Annotated in this window: 17 protein-coding genes; 11 read left to right on the top strand and 6 right to left on the bottom strand. The window is 67.2% G+C overall.

Annotated elements, in window-relative coordinates; all coding sequences use genetic code 11:
- Position 1: 1 nt before the first annotated feature.
- The 6 genes from C8D03_RS24855 to C8D03_RS24830 form a co-directional block, all read right to left on the bottom strand.
- On the bottom strand, positions 2-1,201 hold the full coding sequence (locus C8D03_RS24855) for a CaiB/BaiF CoA transferase family protein (RefSeq protein ID WP_108050636.1): 1,200 nt from the start codon (positions 1,199-1,201) through the stop codon (positions 2-4).
- Positions 1,194-2,408 carry a CoA transferase gene (locus C8D03_RS24850; RefSeq protein WP_146170283.1) on the bottom strand — a complete coding sequence of 405 codons (1,215 nt, stop codon included), beginning with the start codon at positions 2,406-2,408 and terminating at the stop codon, positions 1,194-1,196. The genes C8D03_RS24855 and C8D03_RS24850 overlap by 8 nt, the downstream gene beginning before the upstream one ends.
- Positions 2,409-2,518: 110 nt before the next feature.
- A complete protein-coding gene (locus C8D03_RS24845) occupies positions 2,519-3,133 on the bottom strand; it encodes a DUF4286 family protein (RefSeq protein WP_146170282.1) in 615 nt (204 codons plus the stop codon).
- A gap of 60 nt (positions 3,134-3,193) precedes the next feature.
- A complete protein-coding gene (locus C8D03_RS24840) occupies positions 3,194-3,979 on the bottom strand; it encodes an alpha/beta fold hydrolase (protein WP_108050630.1) in 786 nt (261 codons plus the stop codon).
- Between the two features lie 25 nt (positions 3,980-4,004).
- Positions 4,005-4,538: a MaoC family dehydratase gene (locus C8D03_RS24835; RefSeq protein ID WP_108050628.1), complete on the bottom strand. Its 534-nt coding sequence runs from the start codon at positions 4,536-4,538 to the stop codon at positions 4,005-4,007.
- A gap of 27 nt (positions 4,539-4,565) precedes the next feature.
- Positions 4,566-5,855 carry a CaiB/BaiF CoA transferase family protein gene (locus tag C8D03_RS24830; protein ID WP_108050626.1) on the bottom strand — a complete coding sequence of 430 codons (1,290 nt, stop codon included), beginning with the start codon at positions 5,853-5,855 and terminating at the stop codon, positions 4,566-4,568.
- A 359-nt stretch (positions 5,856-6,214) separates the two neighbouring features.
- Here C8D03_RS24830 and leuC point away from each other — a divergent pair, with 359 nt between their 5' ends.
- The 11 genes from leuC to C8D03_RS24775 all read left to right on the top strand — a co-directional run bounded on the left by leuC (position 6,215) and on the right by C8D03_RS24775 (position 19,155).
- Entirely contained in the window at positions 6,215-7,678 is a 1,464-nt protein-coding gene (leuC, locus tag C8D03_RS24825) for a 3-isopropylmalate dehydratase large subunit (RefSeq protein ID WP_248308729.1), read from the top strand.
- 1 nt (position 7,679) lies between these two features.
- Complete coding sequence (leuD, locus tag C8D03_RS24820) at positions 7,680-8,279, top strand: 3-isopropylmalate dehydratase small subunit (RefSeq protein ID WP_108050622.1); 600 nt, start codon at positions 7,680-7,682, stop codon at positions 8,277-8,279.
- 385 nt (positions 8,280-8,664) lie between these two features.
- Positions 8,665-10,359 (top strand): dihydroxyacetone kinase family protein, encoded by a 1,695-nt coding sequence (locus C8D03_RS24815; protein ID WP_108050620.1) that lies wholly within the window; start codon positions 8,665-8,667, stop codon positions 10,357-10,359.
- A 116-nt stretch (positions 10,360-10,475) separates the two neighbouring features.
- Entirely contained in the window at positions 10,476-11,480 is a 1,005-nt protein-coding gene (locus C8D03_RS24810) for an amidohydrolase family protein (RefSeq protein WP_108050618.1), read from the top strand.
- Between the two features lie 365 nt (positions 11,481-11,845).
- A complete protein-coding gene (locus tag C8D03_RS24805; RefSeq protein WP_108050616.1) occupies positions 11,846-12,757 on the top strand; it encodes an SMP-30/gluconolactonase/LRE family protein in 912 nt (303 codons plus the stop codon).
- Between the two features lie 66 nt (positions 12,758-12,823).
- Positions 12,824-13,954 carry a thiolase family protein gene (locus C8D03_RS24800; RefSeq protein ID WP_108050614.1) on the top strand — a complete coding sequence of 377 codons (1,131 nt, stop codon included), beginning with the start codon at positions 12,824-12,826 and terminating at the stop codon, positions 13,952-13,954.
- A gap of 10 nt (positions 13,955-13,964) precedes the next feature.
- A complete protein-coding gene (locus C8D03_RS24795; RefSeq protein WP_181301231.1) occupies positions 13,965-14,369 on the top strand; it encodes a Zn-ribbon domain-containing OB-fold protein in 405 nt (134 codons plus the stop codon).
- Between the two features lie 13 nt (positions 14,370-14,382).
- The gene (locus C8D03_RS24790; RefSeq protein WP_108050610.1) at positions 14,383-15,225 is read left to right on the top strand and encodes an alpha/beta fold hydrolase; all 843 of its coding nucleotides are present in this window, start codon (positions 14,383-14,385) and stop codon (positions 15,223-15,225) included.
- Positions 15,226-15,519: 294 nt separating this feature from the next.
- Positions 15,520-16,716 carry a CaiB/BaiF CoA transferase family protein gene (locus tag C8D03_RS24785; protein ID WP_181301229.1) on the top strand — a complete coding sequence of 399 codons (1,197 nt, stop codon included), beginning with the start codon at positions 15,520-15,522 and terminating at the stop codon, positions 16,714-16,716.
- Between the two features lie 11 nt (positions 16,717-16,727).
- Positions 16,728-17,945: a CaiB/BaiF CoA transferase family protein gene (locus C8D03_RS24780; RefSeq protein WP_108050606.1), complete on the top strand. Its 1,218-nt coding sequence runs from the start codon at positions 16,728-16,730 to the stop codon at positions 17,943-17,945.
- Positions 17,946-17,970: 25 nt separating this feature from the next.
- Positions 17,971-19,155, top strand: a complete 1,185-nt coding sequence (locus C8D03_RS24775) for a thiolase family protein (protein WP_108050604.1) — start codon at positions 17,971-17,973, stop codon at positions 19,153-19,155.
- The last annotated feature ends 2 nt before the right edge of the window (positions 19,156-19,157 follow it).

Raw genomic sequence — 19,157 nt, 5'->3', positions numbered from 1 at the left:
TTCAGGCGATGACGCCGGCCGCCTTCAACCTGGCCTGCTCCTCGGGCGAAACGCCGAGCAACTCGCCGAAGACGTAGTCGTTGTCGGCTCCGAGCTTCGGCGGGGCGGAAAGGCCGCCGCGCCAGCCGCCGGCCTCCATCCACGGCAAAGCGATGCTCCAGCTTCCGTCCCCGACCTGCCGGAAGAGGTCGCGTTCCTTCAGGTGCGGATCGTCAAGGACCTCGCGGATGCCCTGCGAGATCGCCGATGGCACGCCATGCGACTGCAAGGTGGCCTCTGCCTCGACGGCAGTGCGCCCGGCGCACCATGCGGCAACGATCGCGTTGAGCCCGGTGCGCCCGGCGATCCGCGCCTCGCGGCTGGAGAAGGCGGGGTCGTTTGGCACATCCAGCGCCGCGCGCAGGCCGCGCCATTCGCCGTCGTCGCGCACCGAGACCGCAAGCCAGGCATCCTCGCCCTTGCACCTGAAGCAGCCTGACGGCGAGGCGCCGATCTCGCTTTCGCTGCCCTGCTCGGCCGTGGCCTGGCCCAGCGCCGCATGCAGCAATGCGTCGGGCAGCAAGGTGACGCTGGCCTCCAGCATCGACAGGTCGATATAGCAGCCCTCGCCGGTCTCGCGGCGGTGGCGGAGGGCGGCGAGGATGAGGAAACCTTCCCAAAGCGACGTCACCGGGTCGGTCCAGCCCGGGGCGATGCCCATGCCCTCGAGCCCGGCATTCATGGCGCCGATCATGGCGACACGGCCGCTGTAGCCCTGCAGCAGCGAGCCATAGGCCAGCATCTCGTTTTCCGGCCCGGTGCGGCCGAGGCCCGAGGCCGAGACATAGATGATATCTGGCTTCACCTTGCGCAGGTCGTCATAGGAGAGGTTGTTCTTCGTCAGGACGCGGGACGAAAAATTCTCGACCACGATGTCGCTCTTCGCGACCAGTGCATGGATCAGCGCCTGGCCCTCGGCCGAGGCGATGTTCAGCGTGCAACTGCGCTTGTTGTTGTTGACGACCGAGAACCAGGCGTGGCGCAGGGAAAATTCCGGCCGGGTCGCGGACTCGATCTTGATGATCTCCGCGCCCATCGCGCCCAGCCGCTTGGTCGCCATCGGGCCGGCGACGACCCAGCTGAAATCGACGACGCGCACGCCGTTCAGGCATTGCGTCCAGTCGGCGGTGGCGGATGGGGCGGGGCTGAGTCCGTCAGACATCGGCTTGCTCCACGAGTTGCGGGAAGGCCCGTCGGCGCGGGCGCGGCAGGGTGGCGCCGCTGCTCGAACGCACCAGGAAGGGCAGGCCGGGCATGGTGATGTCGGTCTTGCCGGGAGCCGACAGCGTCTCGAAGAACAGCCGCGACAGGAGCTGGCGGTTCTCCAGCAGATCCGTGGCCGAGCAGATCGGGAAGCAGGCGATCTTGGCGGCCTGCGCCTGCCGGAAGGTGTCCTGCGCCTTCACCCCGGCCGCCCAGGGCTCCATCAGCTCCTGCAGGCGGGCGGCGTTGGTGGTGCGGATCGCGCGCGAGCCGCAGAGCTCCTTGTCCCGGGCCCAGGCGGGATCGCCCATCATCTCGACCCAGCGCGCCCATTGGTGGTCCTCGCGCGGGGACACCATGATCGCGCCGTCGCTGCAGGGCAGGAACCAGACCAGCCCGCCGGCAATGGTGATGCCCTGACCGGGCAGCCGCTTGCGGGTCGGGCCGAGGCGGCCTTCCTTCAGGTCGGCCAGCGCATCGACCAGCAGATAGGCGAAGCCATCCTCGGCCGAGAGATCGACGACGGGGCGCGCCTCGTCGTCGCGGCGGGACATGAGCGCCCAGAGCGCCGCATTGGCTGCGACGAGACCCAGAATCATGTCGGCCTCGCGGTCGGCTGCTCCCGTCGGCGGGACCTTGCCCGGATCGGTCGCCGGATAGGCCTGATGATAGGCGTAGCCGCCCGAATGCTGCGCCGTGAAGGACGAGCCGGCCCGGCCGGCGCGGGCGCCTTTCCGGCCGTAAGGGCTGAACACGAGGGCGGCCGGTCCCTGCCTGCGGCCGGCCACCAGCAGGTCGCGCAGCATCGCTGCCTCCGCATTCGCATCGAAAAGGACGAGATCGGACCGGCCGACGAACCGCGCCAGAAGCGGCGTCGCGGCCGGATCGGCTATCTCCATGCCGACGCAGCGCTTGCCCGCGTTGAGATAGCCGAACAGGGCGCTGGCGGGTTCGCCGGTCCCGCTCATGAACGGCCCCTGCCGGCGCAGCGCGTCTCCCTCCGGCGGTTCGATCTTCACCACCTCAGCGCCGAGATCGCCCAGCAGCCTGGCCGCGAACGAGAGCGCGGCGCCGGTGCAGACCTCCAGAATCACGAGGCCGGCCAGCGGCGCAAAGGTGCCGGGCCGGGCTGACTTTGTTTCGTCCGGGGCGGCGGATTGCGTCATCGGCCTCACATCCTCCAGGCGTCGGCCGGCATGGGCCGGCTCGGGGGGATTCAATCGCTATGTCGACACTTATGAATGTCGTCGGCGGTATCGTCCGCCCTCGCCAGCCGCTAGCGCGGCCTGGGAACGTAGGTGTTGAACAGGTCGATCGAGCCGTGAAATTTGGCGAACAGGCGCGGGTCCACCGCCGCCTCGTCCGGCATCGCGGATGAGACGAAGCCGATATAGTCGACCTTTCCGCCGACCGGATAGGCGAAGACCCTGACGCCGATGGTCGAGGGGCGGGGCTCGAAGGCCGCCCGCATCGCCTTGACGACGCCGGCTTCGGCTGGGGCCGGCAGCCCGCGAAAGCGGATGATCGTCACGCGCGACGCCAGCGGCGTGATCGCATCGCCCGGATAGACCTGATCGCCGATCGAGCGGTAGACATTCGTGCGCCCGGTGACGCGTTTGGTCCAGGGGCTGGAGCGGTCGCCCGCGACCTTGAGATAGGCCTCGGTGTCGAGCACGGATTTGTCGGCGAGGTCGTAGATCGCGAGATAGTTCGGCACGCCCTCGGCCGAGGAGTAGCGGATGGCCGTCTCCACGCCGGGCACCGCCAGGCGCTCGGGAACATGCTCGCTGTCGTACCAGGCGTTGAACTCCTCATCCATGGATGCCGGTGGCTGCATCAGGACCAGCAGGAAGCCCTTCCTGGAGCCTTTCTCGGAGCTCTTCTTGGCCATGGTCATCTCGCTCCTTGAGGATAATCTGTCGACACTCGTATGGGCGGGCCCGCCGAGCTGTCAAGCCGGAACGGTTCGCCGCAGCGCTGCGTCGAGGAAGCTGGCGACACGCGCAGCGAAGGCCTCGGGGCGCTGGTAGGGCGCGAAATGCGCGGCGTCGGGCATGATCTCGAAACGGGCGCCGGGGATCAGGCTCGCGGCCTCGCGGCCGAGTGCTGGTGGCAGCAGCACGTCATGCTCGCCGGCGATGACGAGGCTCGGGCAGCGCACCAGCGGCAGCAGCGGGGCGGCGTCGAAACCTGCGCTCGCCAGGCAGGCGAGGGCGTAGCCGTCGGCCGATTGCCCGGCGAAGGTGGCAAGATAATCCTCGTAGCGCCGGTCCTTCGGCAGATTGAGGAAGGGGCGCTCCACCGCCTGCGGCAGGATCGCGGCCATGCCTCCGCTGCGGACGGTTTCGGCGCGCGCGGTCAGCATCGCGGCTGCCTGCTCCGAGGAGCGCGGTGTCGCATTGGCCAGCACCAGCGCGGCCGTCCGGTCGGGGTGGCGCGCCGCATAGCAGGCGGCCACCATGCTGCTCATGGCGCAGCCGACCGGGACGAGATGCCCGAAGCCGAGCGCCGCGCGCAACTCCTCGAGATCGTCGGCCTGTTCCTCCAGCGTGGTCGGGCGCAGAGAAGGCGCCGTCGTGCTCTGGCGCAGATTGGGCGCGACACAGGTGAAAAGTCCGCGCCAGTGCGCGATGCAGGCATCCCAGAAGCGCAGATCGGCGCCGAGCGGATGGAGCAGCAACAGAGCGATGTCGCGGCTGTCGCCTGTGACCTCGTGCGTGAGCAGGGCAGGTGGCATCGTGGCGCTCCGTGGGCAGGCAGGCTCAGGCGTCCGGCTCGATGTCCGGCAGATGAGCCGCCGGGGAATGGCCGCGCCGGTAGACCATCATGGTGCGCAGAAAGGTCAGCACGACCTTGCCGTCCTGATTGTAACCCTGGGTGCTGACATCGACGATGCCGACCGAGGGTCGTTTAGTGGATTTGCGCACGGCCAGAATGGTGGTGCGGGCGTAGAGCGTGTCGCCAGCGAAGACGGGGCGCGGCAGCGTCACCTCCTTCCAGCCGAGATTGGCCATGGTGTTCTGGCCGAAATCCATGGTGGAGAGCCCGGTCACGACCGCAAGCGTCAAGGGGCTCGGCATGATCGCCTTTCCGAAGGGCGTGCGCCTGGCATAATCCTCGTTGAAATGGACCTGGTTCATGCCGAGGGTGAGCAGGCAAAACCAGCTGTTGTCCGTCTCGGTCAAGGTCCGGCCGAAGGGATGGCGATAGATCTGCCCGACCTCGAAATCCTCGAGGAAGAGCCCGCTCTCCTTGCGGGGAGCCGGGGCAGTCGCGGAGACGGCGGTGTCGGTCACGGAACGGCCTTTCGGAAGCAGTGCGGATCAGGACGGCAGGTCGATCGCGCCCTGCGCGTCGAGTTCGGCCAGTTCGGTGGCGGAGAGGCCGAGATCGGCTGACAGCACCGCGGCGGTGTCGGCGCCGACGATCGTCGGCCCCGGACGCGGCGGCTGCAATTCGTGGCCGCCGAAACGGGGGATGACGCTGGTCATGCGCAGCGGCCCGAGATCGGGATCCTGCACCGTTGTCACGACCTGCCGCGCCACGACCTGCGGATTGGACAAAAGCGTGCGCACCGTCTCGACCGGCCCGACCGCGCAGCCGGCTGCGCTCATACGGGTGATCGCCTCCTCGCGGGTGTATTGCGCGCACCAGCCCTGGATGATGGCGTCGAGCTCGACGATGTTGCGGACGCGCAATGCGTTGTTGGCGAAGCGCGGATCCTTCGCCAGCTCCTCGCCGCCGACCAGCAACAGGATGCGCTCGGCGATCGGCTGGGCGCTGCCCGAAAGCGACATCCACTCGTCGTTCTTGCAGCGATACATGCCGCGCGGTGCGGAGTCGGCGTAGCGCTCCTCGACGAAGGTGGGCGAGGGCGCAGCAGTCGCGTCGTGCTGGAGCAGTTCGAGCTCCATGAACTTCAGCAGCGATTCATAGATGGCGAGATCGACCGTCTCGCCCTTGCCGGTGCGCTCGCGCTGGACGAGTGCCGCCAGCGTGCCGTTGACCGCCATCATCGCGGCCGAGACATCGCCCATGGGAAAGGAGGTCAGCGCCGGCTGGTCCTTCGGGAACCCGCGCATGTCGCGCACCAGCACGGAGGAGACGCCGCTCATGGTCTCGGCGAGCGTCCCGAAGCCCTGCCTTCCGCTATAGGGGCCGGTCTGGCCGAAGCCGGTGACGCGCAGGATCACCAGCGAGGGATTGACCTCGCGCAGGCGCACCTCGCTCAGGTTCCAGCGGTCGAGCGTTCCGGGACGGAAATTCTCGATCAGCACGTCGAATTGCGGCAGCCAGCGCAGGAACAGGGCCTGTCCTTCCGGCAGGCGCAGATCGAGCGCGACGCTGCGCTTGTTGCGGCTCAGCGTCTTCCAGTAGAGGCCGACGCCCTCGCGCTGCTCGCCGAGCTTGCGCACGGTGTCGCCGGCGCCGGGCAACTCGATCTTGACGACATCGGCGCCGTAATCCCCGAGGATCGATCCGGCCAGCGGCGCGGCGATCATGGTGGCGATGTCGAGCACGCGGATGCCGGCGAGGGGGCCCGAGCGGAGCGGTCGCAGAGCGGCGGCGGCGCTGCCGGGCGATGCGGGATCATCGGGCGAGGATTGAGGCACGGCTGGATTTCCGAGGCTGTTCTGGTTGGCGGCGAACCGCGCCGCTGGGAAACTCCGCGTCGCATGATGGCTGAAGCCTCAGGTTCAGCCCGGCTACTCGCCGCCAATGCTCCCGGAGTGGCCGCTTTGGCCTTTGCGATGACCGGCGCCCGGTCGATCATGTTTGTTTTGGTGTCGACACTTTAGGAATCGCCCTCACGGACTGTCAAGCCGTCTGGTGGAGGCGCGTGCCAGCTTCGAGACAGGTCATCGCCATGGTGTGACGGTGTTGGCCCGCCATCGCGGTTCGCGATGGCGAGGTGCCCAAAGAGCATTCCGGCACCGGGACGAAATCGGGCAGGATGCCGCACTTGGATAAGATCGGGTTGTCGCCCGATCCGGAGGATATTGTCGTGGATCTCGTACCGGACGCCCGACCGCAAACGCTGCTGGACAAGATCTGGGCCAAGCATCGCATTCTTTCGCGCGAGGATGGCCAGGATCTGCTCTTCATCGACCGGCATTTCATCCATGACGTGACGGCGCCGGCCTTCGAGATCCTGCGCGCGCGCGGGCTCAAGCCTCGCGCGCCTTCGCGCACCTTCGGTACGGCCGACCATTACGTGCCGACGCACAGCCGCGACATGACGGCGGTCAATCACCCCGAGCGACGCACCATGATCGAGGCGCTGACGCGCGACGCCGGCGAGAACGGCATCGAGATGTTCGGGCTCGGCGATCCGCGCCAGGGCATCGTGCATGTGGTCGGCCCCGAGCAGGGTTTGAGCCTGCCGGGCATGACCATCGTCTGCGCCGACAGCCACACCTCGACCCATGGCGCCTTCGGCGCGCTCGCCTTCGGCATCGGCGCGACCGAGGTCGGCCATGTGCTGGCGACGCAGTCGCTGTGGCAGCGCAAGCCGCAATGGATGCGCGTCCTGATCGAGGGGAAACTGGCCGAGGGCGTCACCGCCAAGGACGTCGTGCTGGCGCTGATCGCGAAGATCGGCGTTGCGGGCGCGGCCGGTCATGCCATCGAATATGCCGGTTCGACGATCGAGGCGCTCTCGATGGAGGGGCGGCTGACGATCTGCAACATGACGATCGAGGCCGGCGGCCGGGCCGGCGTGATTGCGCCCGACGAGACCACTTTCGCCTATCTGAAGGGCCGCCCGCGCGCGCCGCAGGGCGAGGAGTGGGACAGGGCGGTCGAACAATGGCGTGACCTGCGTTCCGATCCCGGCGCCGTGTTCAGCCGCGAATGCATCCTCGACGCCAGCGAGATCGCGCCGATGGTGACCTGGGGCACGACGCCTGAGGACGCCTCGCCGATCGACGGTTATGTGCCCGATCCGGCCGCTGCGACGACCGCCGAGCGGCGCGAAGCGATGGGCCGGGCGCTGGCCTATATGGGGCTGACGCCGGGCATGGCGCTGGAGGATGTCAAGATCGACCGCGTCTTCATCGGCTCCTGCACCAATGGGCGCATCGAGGATCTGCGTTCGGCCGCCGCGGTGGTCAACGGCCGCAAGGTCGCCAGGGGCGTCGAGGCCTGGGTCGTGCCGGGCTCGGGTCTGGTCAGGGCGCAGGCCGAGGCCGAAGGGCTCGACAAGGTGTTTGCCCGCGCGGGGTTTGAGTGGCGCTTTGCCGGCTGCTCGATGTGCCTGGCCACCAATGGCGACATGGTCGCGCCCGGCGAGCGCTGTGCCTCGACCTCGAACCGGAACTTCGTCGGCCGGCAAGGTCCGGGCGCCCGCACGCATCTGATGAGTCCGGCGATGGCGGCGGCCGCAGCCGTGACCGGGCGGCTCAGCGATGTGCGCCGGCTGATGGCGGAGGCCTGACATGGAACGCTTCGCCCGCCTCGACGCCGTTGCGCTGCCGATCGCGCAAAGCAATTGCGACACCGACCAGATCATCCCGGCGCGCTATCTGCAGAAGCCGCGTTCGGACAATTTCGGCAATTACCTCTTCGCCGACAACCGTCTCGGCAAGGACGGCAAGCCGGCACCCGAACTGCCCTTCAACCAGCCGGCCTATGCGCCTGCGAAGATCGTCGTGGCGGAGCGGAATTTCGGCTGCGGTTCGTCGCGCGAGCATGCGGTCTGGGCGCTCTACGACTACGGCATGCGCGCTGCGATCGCGCCGAGCTTCGGCGACATCTTCAAGAACAACAGCCTGAAGAACGGTCTGCTGCCGATCGCGCTGCCGGAGGAGGTCGTGACCGGCCTGATCGCCGACCTGCTCGCCAGGCCCGGCGCTGAGATCACCGTCGATCTTCCCGCCCAGACGGTGACCCTGCCGGACGGCACCAGCCATGGCTTTGAGATCGACCCCTTCGCCAAGCAATGTCTCGTCAACGGCATCGACGAACTCGGCTACACGCTTGGCCTGTCGGAAGCGATCGAGGCTTTCGAGAACTCCTACGGCGCAGCCAACACCTAGGGGCTGACGAGTTCGTTCGGAAACACCGCGTTATCCTGGCCGAAGCGAAACGGAGCGCCGGGATCCTTCGGAGGGCGCGGCACTGCCCCGTGATGGGTCCCGGAACTGCACCGCTTCGCGGCTTGTCCCGGATGACGCCGTGTTTCCGCTTGAGAGCAATTTGCGTAGCCGAATGACGCAACGTCGGCGGCGGCCGCGATTTTCCGCGCGACGCGCTCTTTCCCTTTCGACGCGGTCGCTCTAGGACTGTCGACAGTTCATCTCCTGTCCGCCATCCGCAGCGGACGCGGCCTCCCTGTACTTGCCCGGCGCCGGTGTCCCTCGGCATCGTCGCGGCACGATTCGGGTGCGCCGTCAGAGCGAGCCAATTCGGGAGGGCGTCTCAATGAAGAAATTGATCAACAATCCGCGCAACATCGTTCGGGAAATGCTGGAAGGGCAGGCTGATCTCTCGCCCGGCCAGGCGCTGCTCGACGCTGAGGACGTGATCGTCCGGGCCGATCTGCCGGCGCGCGAGGCGCGGCGCGTCGCGCTGATCTCGGGCGGCGGCAGCGGCCATGAGCCGGCCCATGCGGGTTATGTCGGCGAGGGGCTTTTGACCGCGGCGGTGGCGGGCGACGTCTTCACCTCGCCCAGCGTCGACGCGATTCTGGCGGCGATCCGTGTCGCCGCCGGCCCGGCCGGCGTCGTGCTGATCGTGAAGAATTACACCGGCGACAGGTTGAATTTCGGCCTCGCTGCCGAGCTGGCGAAGCAGGAGGGCATTCCCGCCGAGATCGTCGTGGTCGCCGACGATGTGGCGCTGCAGGGCATCGTCGAGCCGGCCCGCCGGCGCGGCATTGCCGGCACCGTGCTGATCCACAAGGTGGCAGGGGCCGCAGCCGAAGCCGGCAAGAGCGTCACAGAGGTGGCGGCGCTGGCGCGGGCGGCCGCTGCGGAGCTCGGCAGCATGGGCGTGGCGCTCGGCTCCTGCACGGTGCCGACCGCTGGAAAGCCCGGCTTCGAACTGGGCGAGGACGAGATCGAGCTCGGCCTCGGCATCCATGGCGAGAAAGGCGTCGAGCGCACGCAGATCAAGCCGGTCGACCAGCTCGTCGATACCATCCTCGACGCGATCACACGCGATCGCGGCCTGAAGGCCGGGGCGAAGGTCGCGCTGCTGGTCAACGGGCTGGGCGCGACGCCGCCGATGGAGCTGGCGATCGTCGCACGACGGGCGCTTGCCCATCTGCGCGGCAAGGGCATCACGGTTGCCTGGGCGCAGACCGGCGATTTTCTGACCGCGCTGGAAATGCCGGGCTGCTCGCTCTCCGTGCTGAGGTTGGACGACGAGCGCCTCGCTCTGCTGGAGGCCCCCGCCAAGGCTCCGGCCTGGATGGGCTCGGGCCTGATCCCGGCGAAGCGCCATGTCGTCGCCGCACCGCCAGCTGCCAAACCCACTGAGGCTGTCGCTCCCGGCCCGCTTGCCGGCGTGCTGAAGCAGGCGGCGCTCGCCGTCGCCGCCGCGTTTGACGCGGCCGAGGCGCATTTGACCGATCTCGATGCCAGGACCGGCGACGGCGACCTTGGTGCCAGCATGGTTCGTGGCGCCGAAGCGATCCGTGCCTTGCCCGAAGGCGCCTGGGGGACGCCGGCGAGCGCGCTCTCGGCCATGGGCGACGGCTTGCGGCGCAACATCGCCGGCAGCTCCGGGCCCTTCTACGCCACGGCGCTGCTGCGCGCGGCGGGTCGCCTCGCCGGCCAGCCCCAGCCCGACGCGAAGGCCTGGGACGAGGCCTTCGCCACCGGCATCGCGAGCGTCGGCGAGATCGGCGGCGCGAAGCCTGGCGACCGCACGATGCTCGACGCGCTCGATCCCGCCCTGAACGCCTGGATGGCGGCGCGCAAGGCCGGCAAGCCGGCTGCCGCGGCCTGGGCAGCCGCTGTGACGGCCGCCGAGACCGGCGCCGCCGCGACCTCCGAGATGATGCCGAAGCTCGGCCGCGCCAGCTATCTGGGCGCCCGCGCGCTCGGCTCGCCCGATGGCGGTGCTGTCGCCATCACGGTCTGGATGAAGGCGCTCGCGCCCTTCATCCGCTGATCCGCCCTTTCCCGCCGAAGCTCATCGAGCCGGAGACGAGACGCATGTCTGGATACCGCTACACTCCTGAAAACGCGCCGGTTTTTATCGGAAATTTCCCGAATACCTTCGCTCATATGAACGCCTGGCAGGCGCTGGAGCAGCCGGAGGAGGTGGTCGATCCCGACCTGCCGATCATCGACGCTCACCACCATCTCTGGGACGACAAGCGAGGCTGCTACCTGCTGCCGGAACTGGTCGAGGACATCCGCAAGGGCGGGCACAACATCATCTCGACCGTGCATGTGCAGGCGCATTCGATGCTGCGCGCCAGCGGCCCAGCGGAGTATCGCGTCCTCGGCGAGACGGAGTTTTTGCGTGGCGTCGCGGCGATGTCGGCGAGCGGCCTCTACGGCTCGACGCGCGTCTGCGAGGGCATTGTCGGCGAGGTCGATTTCCGGCTGGGCGATGCGGCGGGCGACCTCCTCGACGCGCATATCGAAGCGGGCGGAGGGCGTTTTCGCGGCATCCGCCAGGGCGCGACCTTTGTCCATGACGCGGCGCTGGCGCAATATCTGCCGCAGATGGCGCAGGAGCATTTGCTGGTCGATGCCGATTTCCAGCGCGGCTTCGCCCAGCTCGGCAAGCGCGGCCTCAGCTTCGACGCCTGGGTCTTTCACCCGCAGCTCGACGATGTCACGGCGCTGGCGCAGGCCTTCCCAGACACGAAGATCGTGCTCGACCATATCGGCGGGCGGCTCGGCATCGGCCCCTATGCGAAGCTCTATCCGGCCGAGTTCGAGCGTTTCCGGGCGCTGCTGAAGCGCGTGGCGGCCCAGCCCAACGTCTTCGTCAAGATCGGCGGGCAGGGCATGACCTATAACGGCTACGGCATTCATACGCTGCCGCGCCCGCTGACCTCGGACGAACTGGCGACGGCCTGGGAGCCCTATGTCATGGCTGGCATCGAGGCCTTCGGCCCGGCGCGCTGCATCATGGAGAGCAATTTCCCGGTCGACCGCCAGAGCTGCAGCTACCGCACGCTCTGGAACGCGCTGAAGAAGATCACGGCCTCGTTCAGCCCTGACGAGCGCAACGCGATGTTCGCCGGCAATGCGCGCTCGTTCTACCGGCTTTCCTGAGAGGCTGGCCGGAAAGGAACCGAACGATCAGAGGCTCGGCACACCCGCGAAAACGCCGTCATTCCGGGCGCAGCGAAGCGGAGACCCGGAATCCATCGTAGAGTGCAGCCCTCTATGATGGATCCCGGATCGGCGCCATTTTCGCGGCTTGTCCGGAATGACGGAGAGGGTTGAGCCAAACAGGCGCCGGCGCGCATGCGCCCGGCGCAAGGGTGGTCGTGCTTGACACTCCACCCATGCCAAATAGAATGCATCATATAAAAATTCGGCAGGCTTCGGGACGCGAAGGTCTCGATCTTTCGTCGCGGCGCCGATCGCATCGCGACGGACGAAGACCGGATCGAGCTGCGGATGGAAACGCCAGAATGAGCCCGGAATTCGAGATCATCGACCACAAGCGGTTCAGATCCGCCATCGTCGCCAATGCGCGGGTGGAGCTGATCCATTCCGGCATGAGATGGACCGAGGGGCCGGTCTATTTCGCCGATGGCGATTATTATCTCTGGAGCGATATCCCCAACAACCGCATGTTCCGCTGGGTCGACGGCGGCGGGGTGAGCATCTTCCGCTCGCCCTCGAACCATGCCAACGGCAACACGCGCGACCGGCAGGGACGGCTCGTGACCTGCGAGCATGGCGCACGCCGCGTGACCCGCACCGAGCCCAACGGCAGCATCACCGTCCTCGCCGACCGCTTCGAGGGCAAGCGCCTGAACTCGCCCAACGACGTGGTGGTGAAGTCGGACGGCACGATCTGGTTCAGCGATCCCGATTACGGCATCCTCAGCGACTACACCGGCAATCGCGGCGAGGGCGAAATCGGCGTCAACAACGTCTTCCGGCTCGACCCCGTGACCGGCGCGCTGGAATCGGTCACGGCCGCGATGGCCAAGCCCAACGGCCTCGCCTTCTCGCCCGACGAGAGCATCCTCTACATCTCCGATACCTCGATCACGCATGATCCCGAGGGCGATCACCACATCATGGCGTGGGATGTGATCGAGGGCCGGCGGCTGTCCAATCCGCGTGTCTTCGCGGTGATCGAGCCCGGCATTTCGGACGGGTTCCGCGTCGATGTCGACGGCCATGTCTGGACGAGCGCCGGCGACGGCGTGCATTGCTTCGCCTCCGATGGCGAACTCATCGGCAAGATCCGGTTGCCCGAGCAATGCGTCAACCTCACCTTCGGCGGCCCCAAGCGCAACCGCCTGTTCATGGCCTGCGCCTCCTCCGTCTACGCCGTCTATGTCGGACAGCGCGGCGCGCAATATCCCTGATCGCGGACCCCTCCAAACCCGGCCGCCCGCGTTGCGAAACGCGCGGCCGCCAGACCGGACGATGCCATGGCTTCGATGAACCATCTCAAGAACAAGGTCGCCGTCGTCGGCGTCGGCAACACGGCCTATGGCAATTTCCCGCACAAGAGCGACTATGCGCTGGGCGCCGAGGCGTTCAAGGCGGCCCTGCTCGATAGCGGGCTGGAGAAGCACGAGATCGACGGGCTGGTGACCTGCCGCGTCCCGTACTACGCCCGCATGGGCGAGGTGCTGGGCCTGGATCCGCGCTGGTCCCTGGCATTGCCGGGCCATGGCCGGATGTCGGGGATGGCGATCATCGAGGCGATGCTCGCGATCGAGACCGGCGCCGCCAACCATGTTGCGCTGATCTACACCAATATCGGCCGCTCACGCCGGATGAACTATGGTGGCGACGATTCCGCCAGCGTCTGGGATCCTTGGGGATTTACCTCGCCGGGCGCCGCGCATGCGATGATGTTCCGCATGCACCAGCAGCGCTACGGCACGACGACGCGCCAGCTCGCCGAAGTCTCGGTCGCCTTCCGCCAGCACGCGATCCTCAATCCCGACGCGGTGATGAAGAAGCCGATGACGATCGACGACCACGAGGAGGCGCGCCCGATCGCCGAGCCGCTGCGGCTGCTCGACTACTGCCTGATCAATGACGGCGCCGTCTGCATGATCCTCTCCAGCGCCGAGCGGGCGAAGGATCTGCGCAAGCCACCCGTGCTGATCTCGGGAGCGGGCGGGCGCGATGCCTTCCGGCGCTCCGCCGTGGCGAATTTCGACCCCGATTTCTGGTTCACGGAGGCGCAGGATACGGCGCGCCAGGCTTATGAGATGGCCGGCATCGGGCCGGACGATGTCGATGCGCTGATGTGCTACGACAATTTCAGCCCGACCGTGCTCTTCAGCCTCGAGGGCTTCGGCTATTGCAAGCGCGGCGAGAGCGGCGCCTTCGTCGAGGGCGGGCGATTGTCGCTCAACGGCGCACTGCCGACCAACACCGATGGCGGCCACCTGTCCAATTCCTACATGCAGGGCTGGGCTCTGAACATCGAGGCGGTGCGCCAGCTCCGCGGCGAATGCGGCCTCCGTCAGGTGCACGACTGCGAGGTGGTGCACTATGTCGCGACCACGCCCTGCACGCGCTCGATCATCTATACGCGGTCCTGAGGAGGCATCGATGAGCTATACCAAGCCGCTTCCCGATGGCGATGCGCTGATGGAGCCGTTCTGGCAGAACGCCCGCCGGCACCGGCTTTCGGTGCAGTGCTGCCAGTCCTGCGGCGACCGGCATTTTCCGCCCGGCCCGGTCTGTCCGGTCTGCCTTTCGGATGATCAGGACTGGGAGGTTGTCAGCGGCAAGGCCAGGCTGATTTCCTGGGTGACGTTCCACCGTGCCTATTGGGACGGATTCGCCAGCGATGTGCCCTATGATGTCTGCCTCGTCGAACTGGAGGAGGGGCCGTGGCTGATGAGCAATTTCCGCGGGGCGCGGCCGGACAATGCGGCCGAGGGCCTGCCGCTCAAGGTCGTTTTCGACGACCTGACGGAGAGCTTCACCCTGCCGAAATTCGTGGCGGCGTGAGCCGGCGCGAGGCATGACCACGGTCGAGGTTTCGCCGGACGATATCCTGGACCGTCTCGATGCGTCGGCCGAGAGCATCGAGACGCCCTGCGGTGACGGGCGCATGGTCTGGCGCGTCTGGGGGCAGGGGCGGCCTCTGGTCCTGCTGCATGGTGGCTACGGCTCCTGGCGGCACTGGGTCCGCACCATCCCGCATTTTCAGCGCTCCCGCCGGGTCTTCGTGCCCGATACTCCCGGCCTCGGCGATTCGGACGAAGCTCCCGAGGCGACGCCGGCGGGCATCGGCGCCGTGGTCGCGCGCGGCCTGGAGCAGATCTTTCCGCCCCAGCAGAAAGTCGATCTCGTCGGCTTTTCCTTTGGAGCCCTGATCGCCGGCCATGCCGCTGCGCAGTTTCCGCGCGATCTCGCCTCGCTGACACTGGTCGGTGCCGGTGCGCTCGGCATCAAGCGCAGCAATGTCGAGCTGACCCGGACCGACCGCGCGATGCCGGATGCCGAACGCCGGGAGATCAACCGCGCCAATCTCGGCCTGCTGATGATTGCCGACGCGACACGGATCGACGATCTCGCGATCACGATCCAGGAGCGCAATGTCGGGCTCGCCCGGGTGAAGAGCCGCCGATTCGCCAATTCGCCGTCACTGGCCGAGGCATTGAAGCATTCCCGGCCGGACCGGCTGAACGCGGTCTGGGGCGCGAAGGATGTCGTGGTCAACGGGTACTTCGCCGAGCGCGAGGCGCTGCTGAGGCAGATCCGGCCGGACGTCACCTTCAATCTCGTCCCCGATGCCGGGCACTGGGTCGCCTATGAGGCGCCCGAGACCTTCAACCGGCTGCTTGAGACGCTGCTCGGCTAGAGCATCGGCCCGAAAACTGGAATGCGGTTTTCGTGATAGCCGACGCTGTGGCAAGCGACGCAGGCGGCGGGCGTGGATTCCTGCAAAAGGCCTCTCTCAAGATATTGAAAAAACGCGGCTTATACTCGCTCGCCTCGGAGGGTGGGTGGTTGCGCGATGTTCCGCATGCGCGCATGCGTGCCGCGCAGCTTGCTATATTTATTATATGATGCATTATTTTCAGACAGCCGGCCGGGAGGCCTGAACCGGCCGAGTCCGACCGACAACAGCAGAGAAAAGCTGGCGGGAAACGCGATGGCATCTGAAAACAGTCGACCCTATGGCGGCGTGCGGATTCTCGATCTGACGCGCGAGCTCGGTTCCTATTGCACGAGGCTCTTTGCCGATCTCGGGGCGGAGGTCATCCGGATCGAAGCGCCGGAGGGGCGAGCCGACCGCAGGACGCCACCGACATTGACGGGCGTCGATCCGGCGAGCTTCGGTGGCGTGCCCTTCGCCTTCTTCAACCTCAACAAGAAGAGCGTCACGCTCGACCTCAAGACGCCGGCCGGGCGCGCGGTCTTCGACGATCTCGTCGCCGCCTCGCAGGTTGTCGTCTACGAGGCGGGCCGGGAGGCCGAAATCGAGCTTGCGCAGATTCTGGCGGTGCCCGGCGTGCGCGTGGTCACGGCGATCTCCTATTTCGGGCTGACCGGCCCCTACAGCCATTTCGTCGGCTCCGATCTCGTGGCGCAGTCGCTGGGCGGCATCGCCTGGCTGTCGGGCGAGCCCGGCAAGCCGCCGCTCCAGCTCGCCGGCCAGCAGAGCGTCTTCGTCACCTCGCTCTATGCGGCGGCGGCGACCGCGATCGCACTGTGGCACACAGAGGGGCAGGGCGTCGGCCATATGCTGGACGTCTCCGCCCAGGAGGCCATCGCCCATTCGCTGCAGAATGCCAATCAGGTCTACGATCTCGAGGGGCGCGTTTCGAGCCGTGGCGGCGAGGGTGTGCGCGACGCCACCGAAAGCGCCTTCGTCTGCAAGGACGGCTATGTCTTCCTCGCCGCGCCGCTTTCGCTCAGCGCCTCGTGGTCCGGGCTGCTGCAGTGGATGAGGGACGAGAATTTCGACGGTCTCGCAAGGCTGTCGCAGCCCGACTGGGCCGACCGTCCCTTGCGTGCGACCGCGCCGATGAAAGACGAGTTCCGGGCGCTGTTCGAGCGTTTCGTCGCCGACAAGACCAAGGCCGAACTCGGCGCCGAGGCGCTGCGCCGCAAGCTCGTGATGGCGCCGGTCAGCCGCATCGCCGATTTGCAGGCCGATCCGCAACTGATCTTCCGGCGCTATTTCCAGAAGCTGGCCGTGCCGGGGCTCGGCAAGGATGCCGTCTTCCCCGGTGCGCCCTATCGCCTCTCCGAGCCGCTCTGGCGGCTGGAGCGCGGCGCCCCGCGTCTGGGCGAAGACAATGATGCGATCCTGGGCGCGGTTTCCGCCCGGCAGAGCCTTCGCTAGGAGCGCTGGAGATGGTTCCCGATTTTCTCAAGGGCATCCGTTTCGCCGACCTGACATGGGCCGGGGCAGGCCCGTTCTCGACCAAGCTGTTCAGCGATTTCGGCGCCGAGATCATCAAGATCGAGAGCGCTTCGCGGCCCGATCCGGTGCGCGTCGGCGGGCCGTTCAAGGACGGCGTCGCCGGGATCAACCGCAGCGGCTATTTCGCCTCGCGCAACACCGGCAAGAAGAGCTTCTCGATCAATCTCAAGAACCCCAAGAGCCGCGAGATTCTGTTCGAGATCATCCGCGAGGCCGATGTCGTCAGCAACAATTTCGGCCCCGGCGCGATGGACCGGCTCGGCCTCGGCTATGAGGACATCAAGGCGATCAAGCCTGACATCATCTATCTGTCGATGCCGATGTATGGCGAGACCGGGCCGCTCGCCAATCTGCTCGGCGTCGGCATGACGATCAGCGCCGTGACCGGGCTGATGTGGCAGACCGGCTATGAGGGCGAGGGGCCGATCGGGCCCGGCACGCATTTCCCCGACCATGCCGCCAACCCCTACCACGCCGCCTTCGCGCTGATGGCGGCGCTGCGCCACAAGCGTGCCACCGGCAAGGGCCTGAAGATCGATCTGTCGCAGGTGGAATCGACGATCAACTGCATGGGCCCGTCGGTGCTGGAAAATGCCGCGACCGGCATCGAGCAGGAGCGGCGCGGCAATCGTTCGCCTCACTACGCCCCGCACAGCATCTTCAAATGCGCCGGCGCCGACGACTGGTGCGCCGTCGCGGTGCTGACCGACGCGCAGTGGCAGGCGCTGTGCAAGACCATCGGCGAGCCGTCGCTGGCCGCCGACCGCGATCTTGCCACCGCCAAGGGCCGCCTGACGCAGGTCGCGCGCATCGAGGCTGCCGTCGGGCGCTGGACGGCTTCGCGCGATGCGACCGCCGCGATGATGGAACTCCAGGCCGCCGGCGTGCCGGCGGGCGTCGTCGCCCATTCGCGCTACCTGATGGAAGATGATGTCCAGCTCCGCCATCGCGGCTACTGGGAGACGATCGACCATCCCGAGATGGGCGAGACCCGCTTCACCGCGCCGCCCTTCCTGCTCGATGGCGAACGGGTCGAGCTGAAACGCCCGCCGCTGCTCGGCGAACATACCGATACGATCCTGACGCAGGTGCTGGGCTATGCGCCCGAGCGCGTGAAGGCCCTGCGCGCGGAAGGGGTCATCGAATGAGCACGCAGTCCGGAGCCGGTTCCCGATGACCACCGCAAGAAATCTGAGCAAGGTCGGGGCCGTCATCGGCGTCGGCCAGAGCGACTATGTCTCGGACCATGCCCGCGTGCTGGCCGGCGACAAGCCGCATGATTCCTATGGCTATGCCGCGATTGCCTTCAACAAGGCGCTGGCTGATGCCGGCATCGAGCGCGACGAGATCGACGGGCTGATCGTCGGCCCGACCATTGCGTATGAGCGCACCGGCGAGATCCTCGGGATCAACCCGCGCTGGGGCTCGCAGGCCGATGCGATGCTGGCCGTGATCGAGGCCTGCATGGCGATCCAGACCGGCATGGCCGAGGTCGTCGCGCTGGTCTACGGCAACGACCAGCGCTCGGCGGCCATCCAGTATGGCGGGCCGGAGGCGATGGGCGGGAACATGTTCCTGTCCTATGTCTACCATGCGCCCTGGGGCTTCACCTCGCAGGGCGCCCTCTATGCGATGATGTTCCGGCGCTTCATGGAGGTGACCGGCTGCACCGAGGCACAGCTCGGCGAGGTCGCGGTGGCGCAGCGGCTCGCCGCCAGCCTCAATCCCCATGCGCTGATGCGCAAGACCATCACCATCGAGCAGTACATGGCCTCGCGCTATATCTGCGAGCCGCTGCATCTGTTCGACTATTGCCTGATCAACGATGGCGGCGTCGCGCTGATCATCGCCGAGGCCGGGCGCGCCAAAAAAATGGCGGAGAAGGCGGCGACGCGGAAGAAGCCGGTTCTGGTCCACGGCGTCGGCCGCTACGACCTCAATCGCGGCGCCACCAGCCTGGAGCCGCGCCTGCTCGACTTCTACCGCCCGGCCCAGGAGGCCTGCGCCGAGCAGGTCTTCAACATGGCCGGGGTCGAACACAAGGACATCGACGCCGTCCAAATCTATGACAGCTTCTCCTGCCATGTGCCGCTGGCGCTGGAAGGCTATGGCTATTGTCGCTCGGGCGATGTCGGTCGCTTCATGCAGGAGGATGGCATCTCGCTGAAGGGCAAGCTGCCGGTGAACACCGGCGGCGGCCATCTCTCCGAGACCTACATGCAGGGCTGGAACCACCAGGTCGAGGCGGTCAGGCAGGTGCGCGGCGAGTGCGGCGCGCGCCAGGTCGAGGATTGCCGCTTCGTCCATTACAATTCGGACGTCGCCGGCAAGGCCGTTTCAATCATCTACGGGACGTGAGG

This window comes from Bosea sp. 124, assembly GCF_003046175.1.
Lineage (GTDB): Bacteria > Pseudomonadota > Alphaproteobacteria > Rhizobiales > Beijerinckiaceae > Allobosea.
This window is presented reverse-complemented; position numbering and strand designations above follow the sequence as displayed.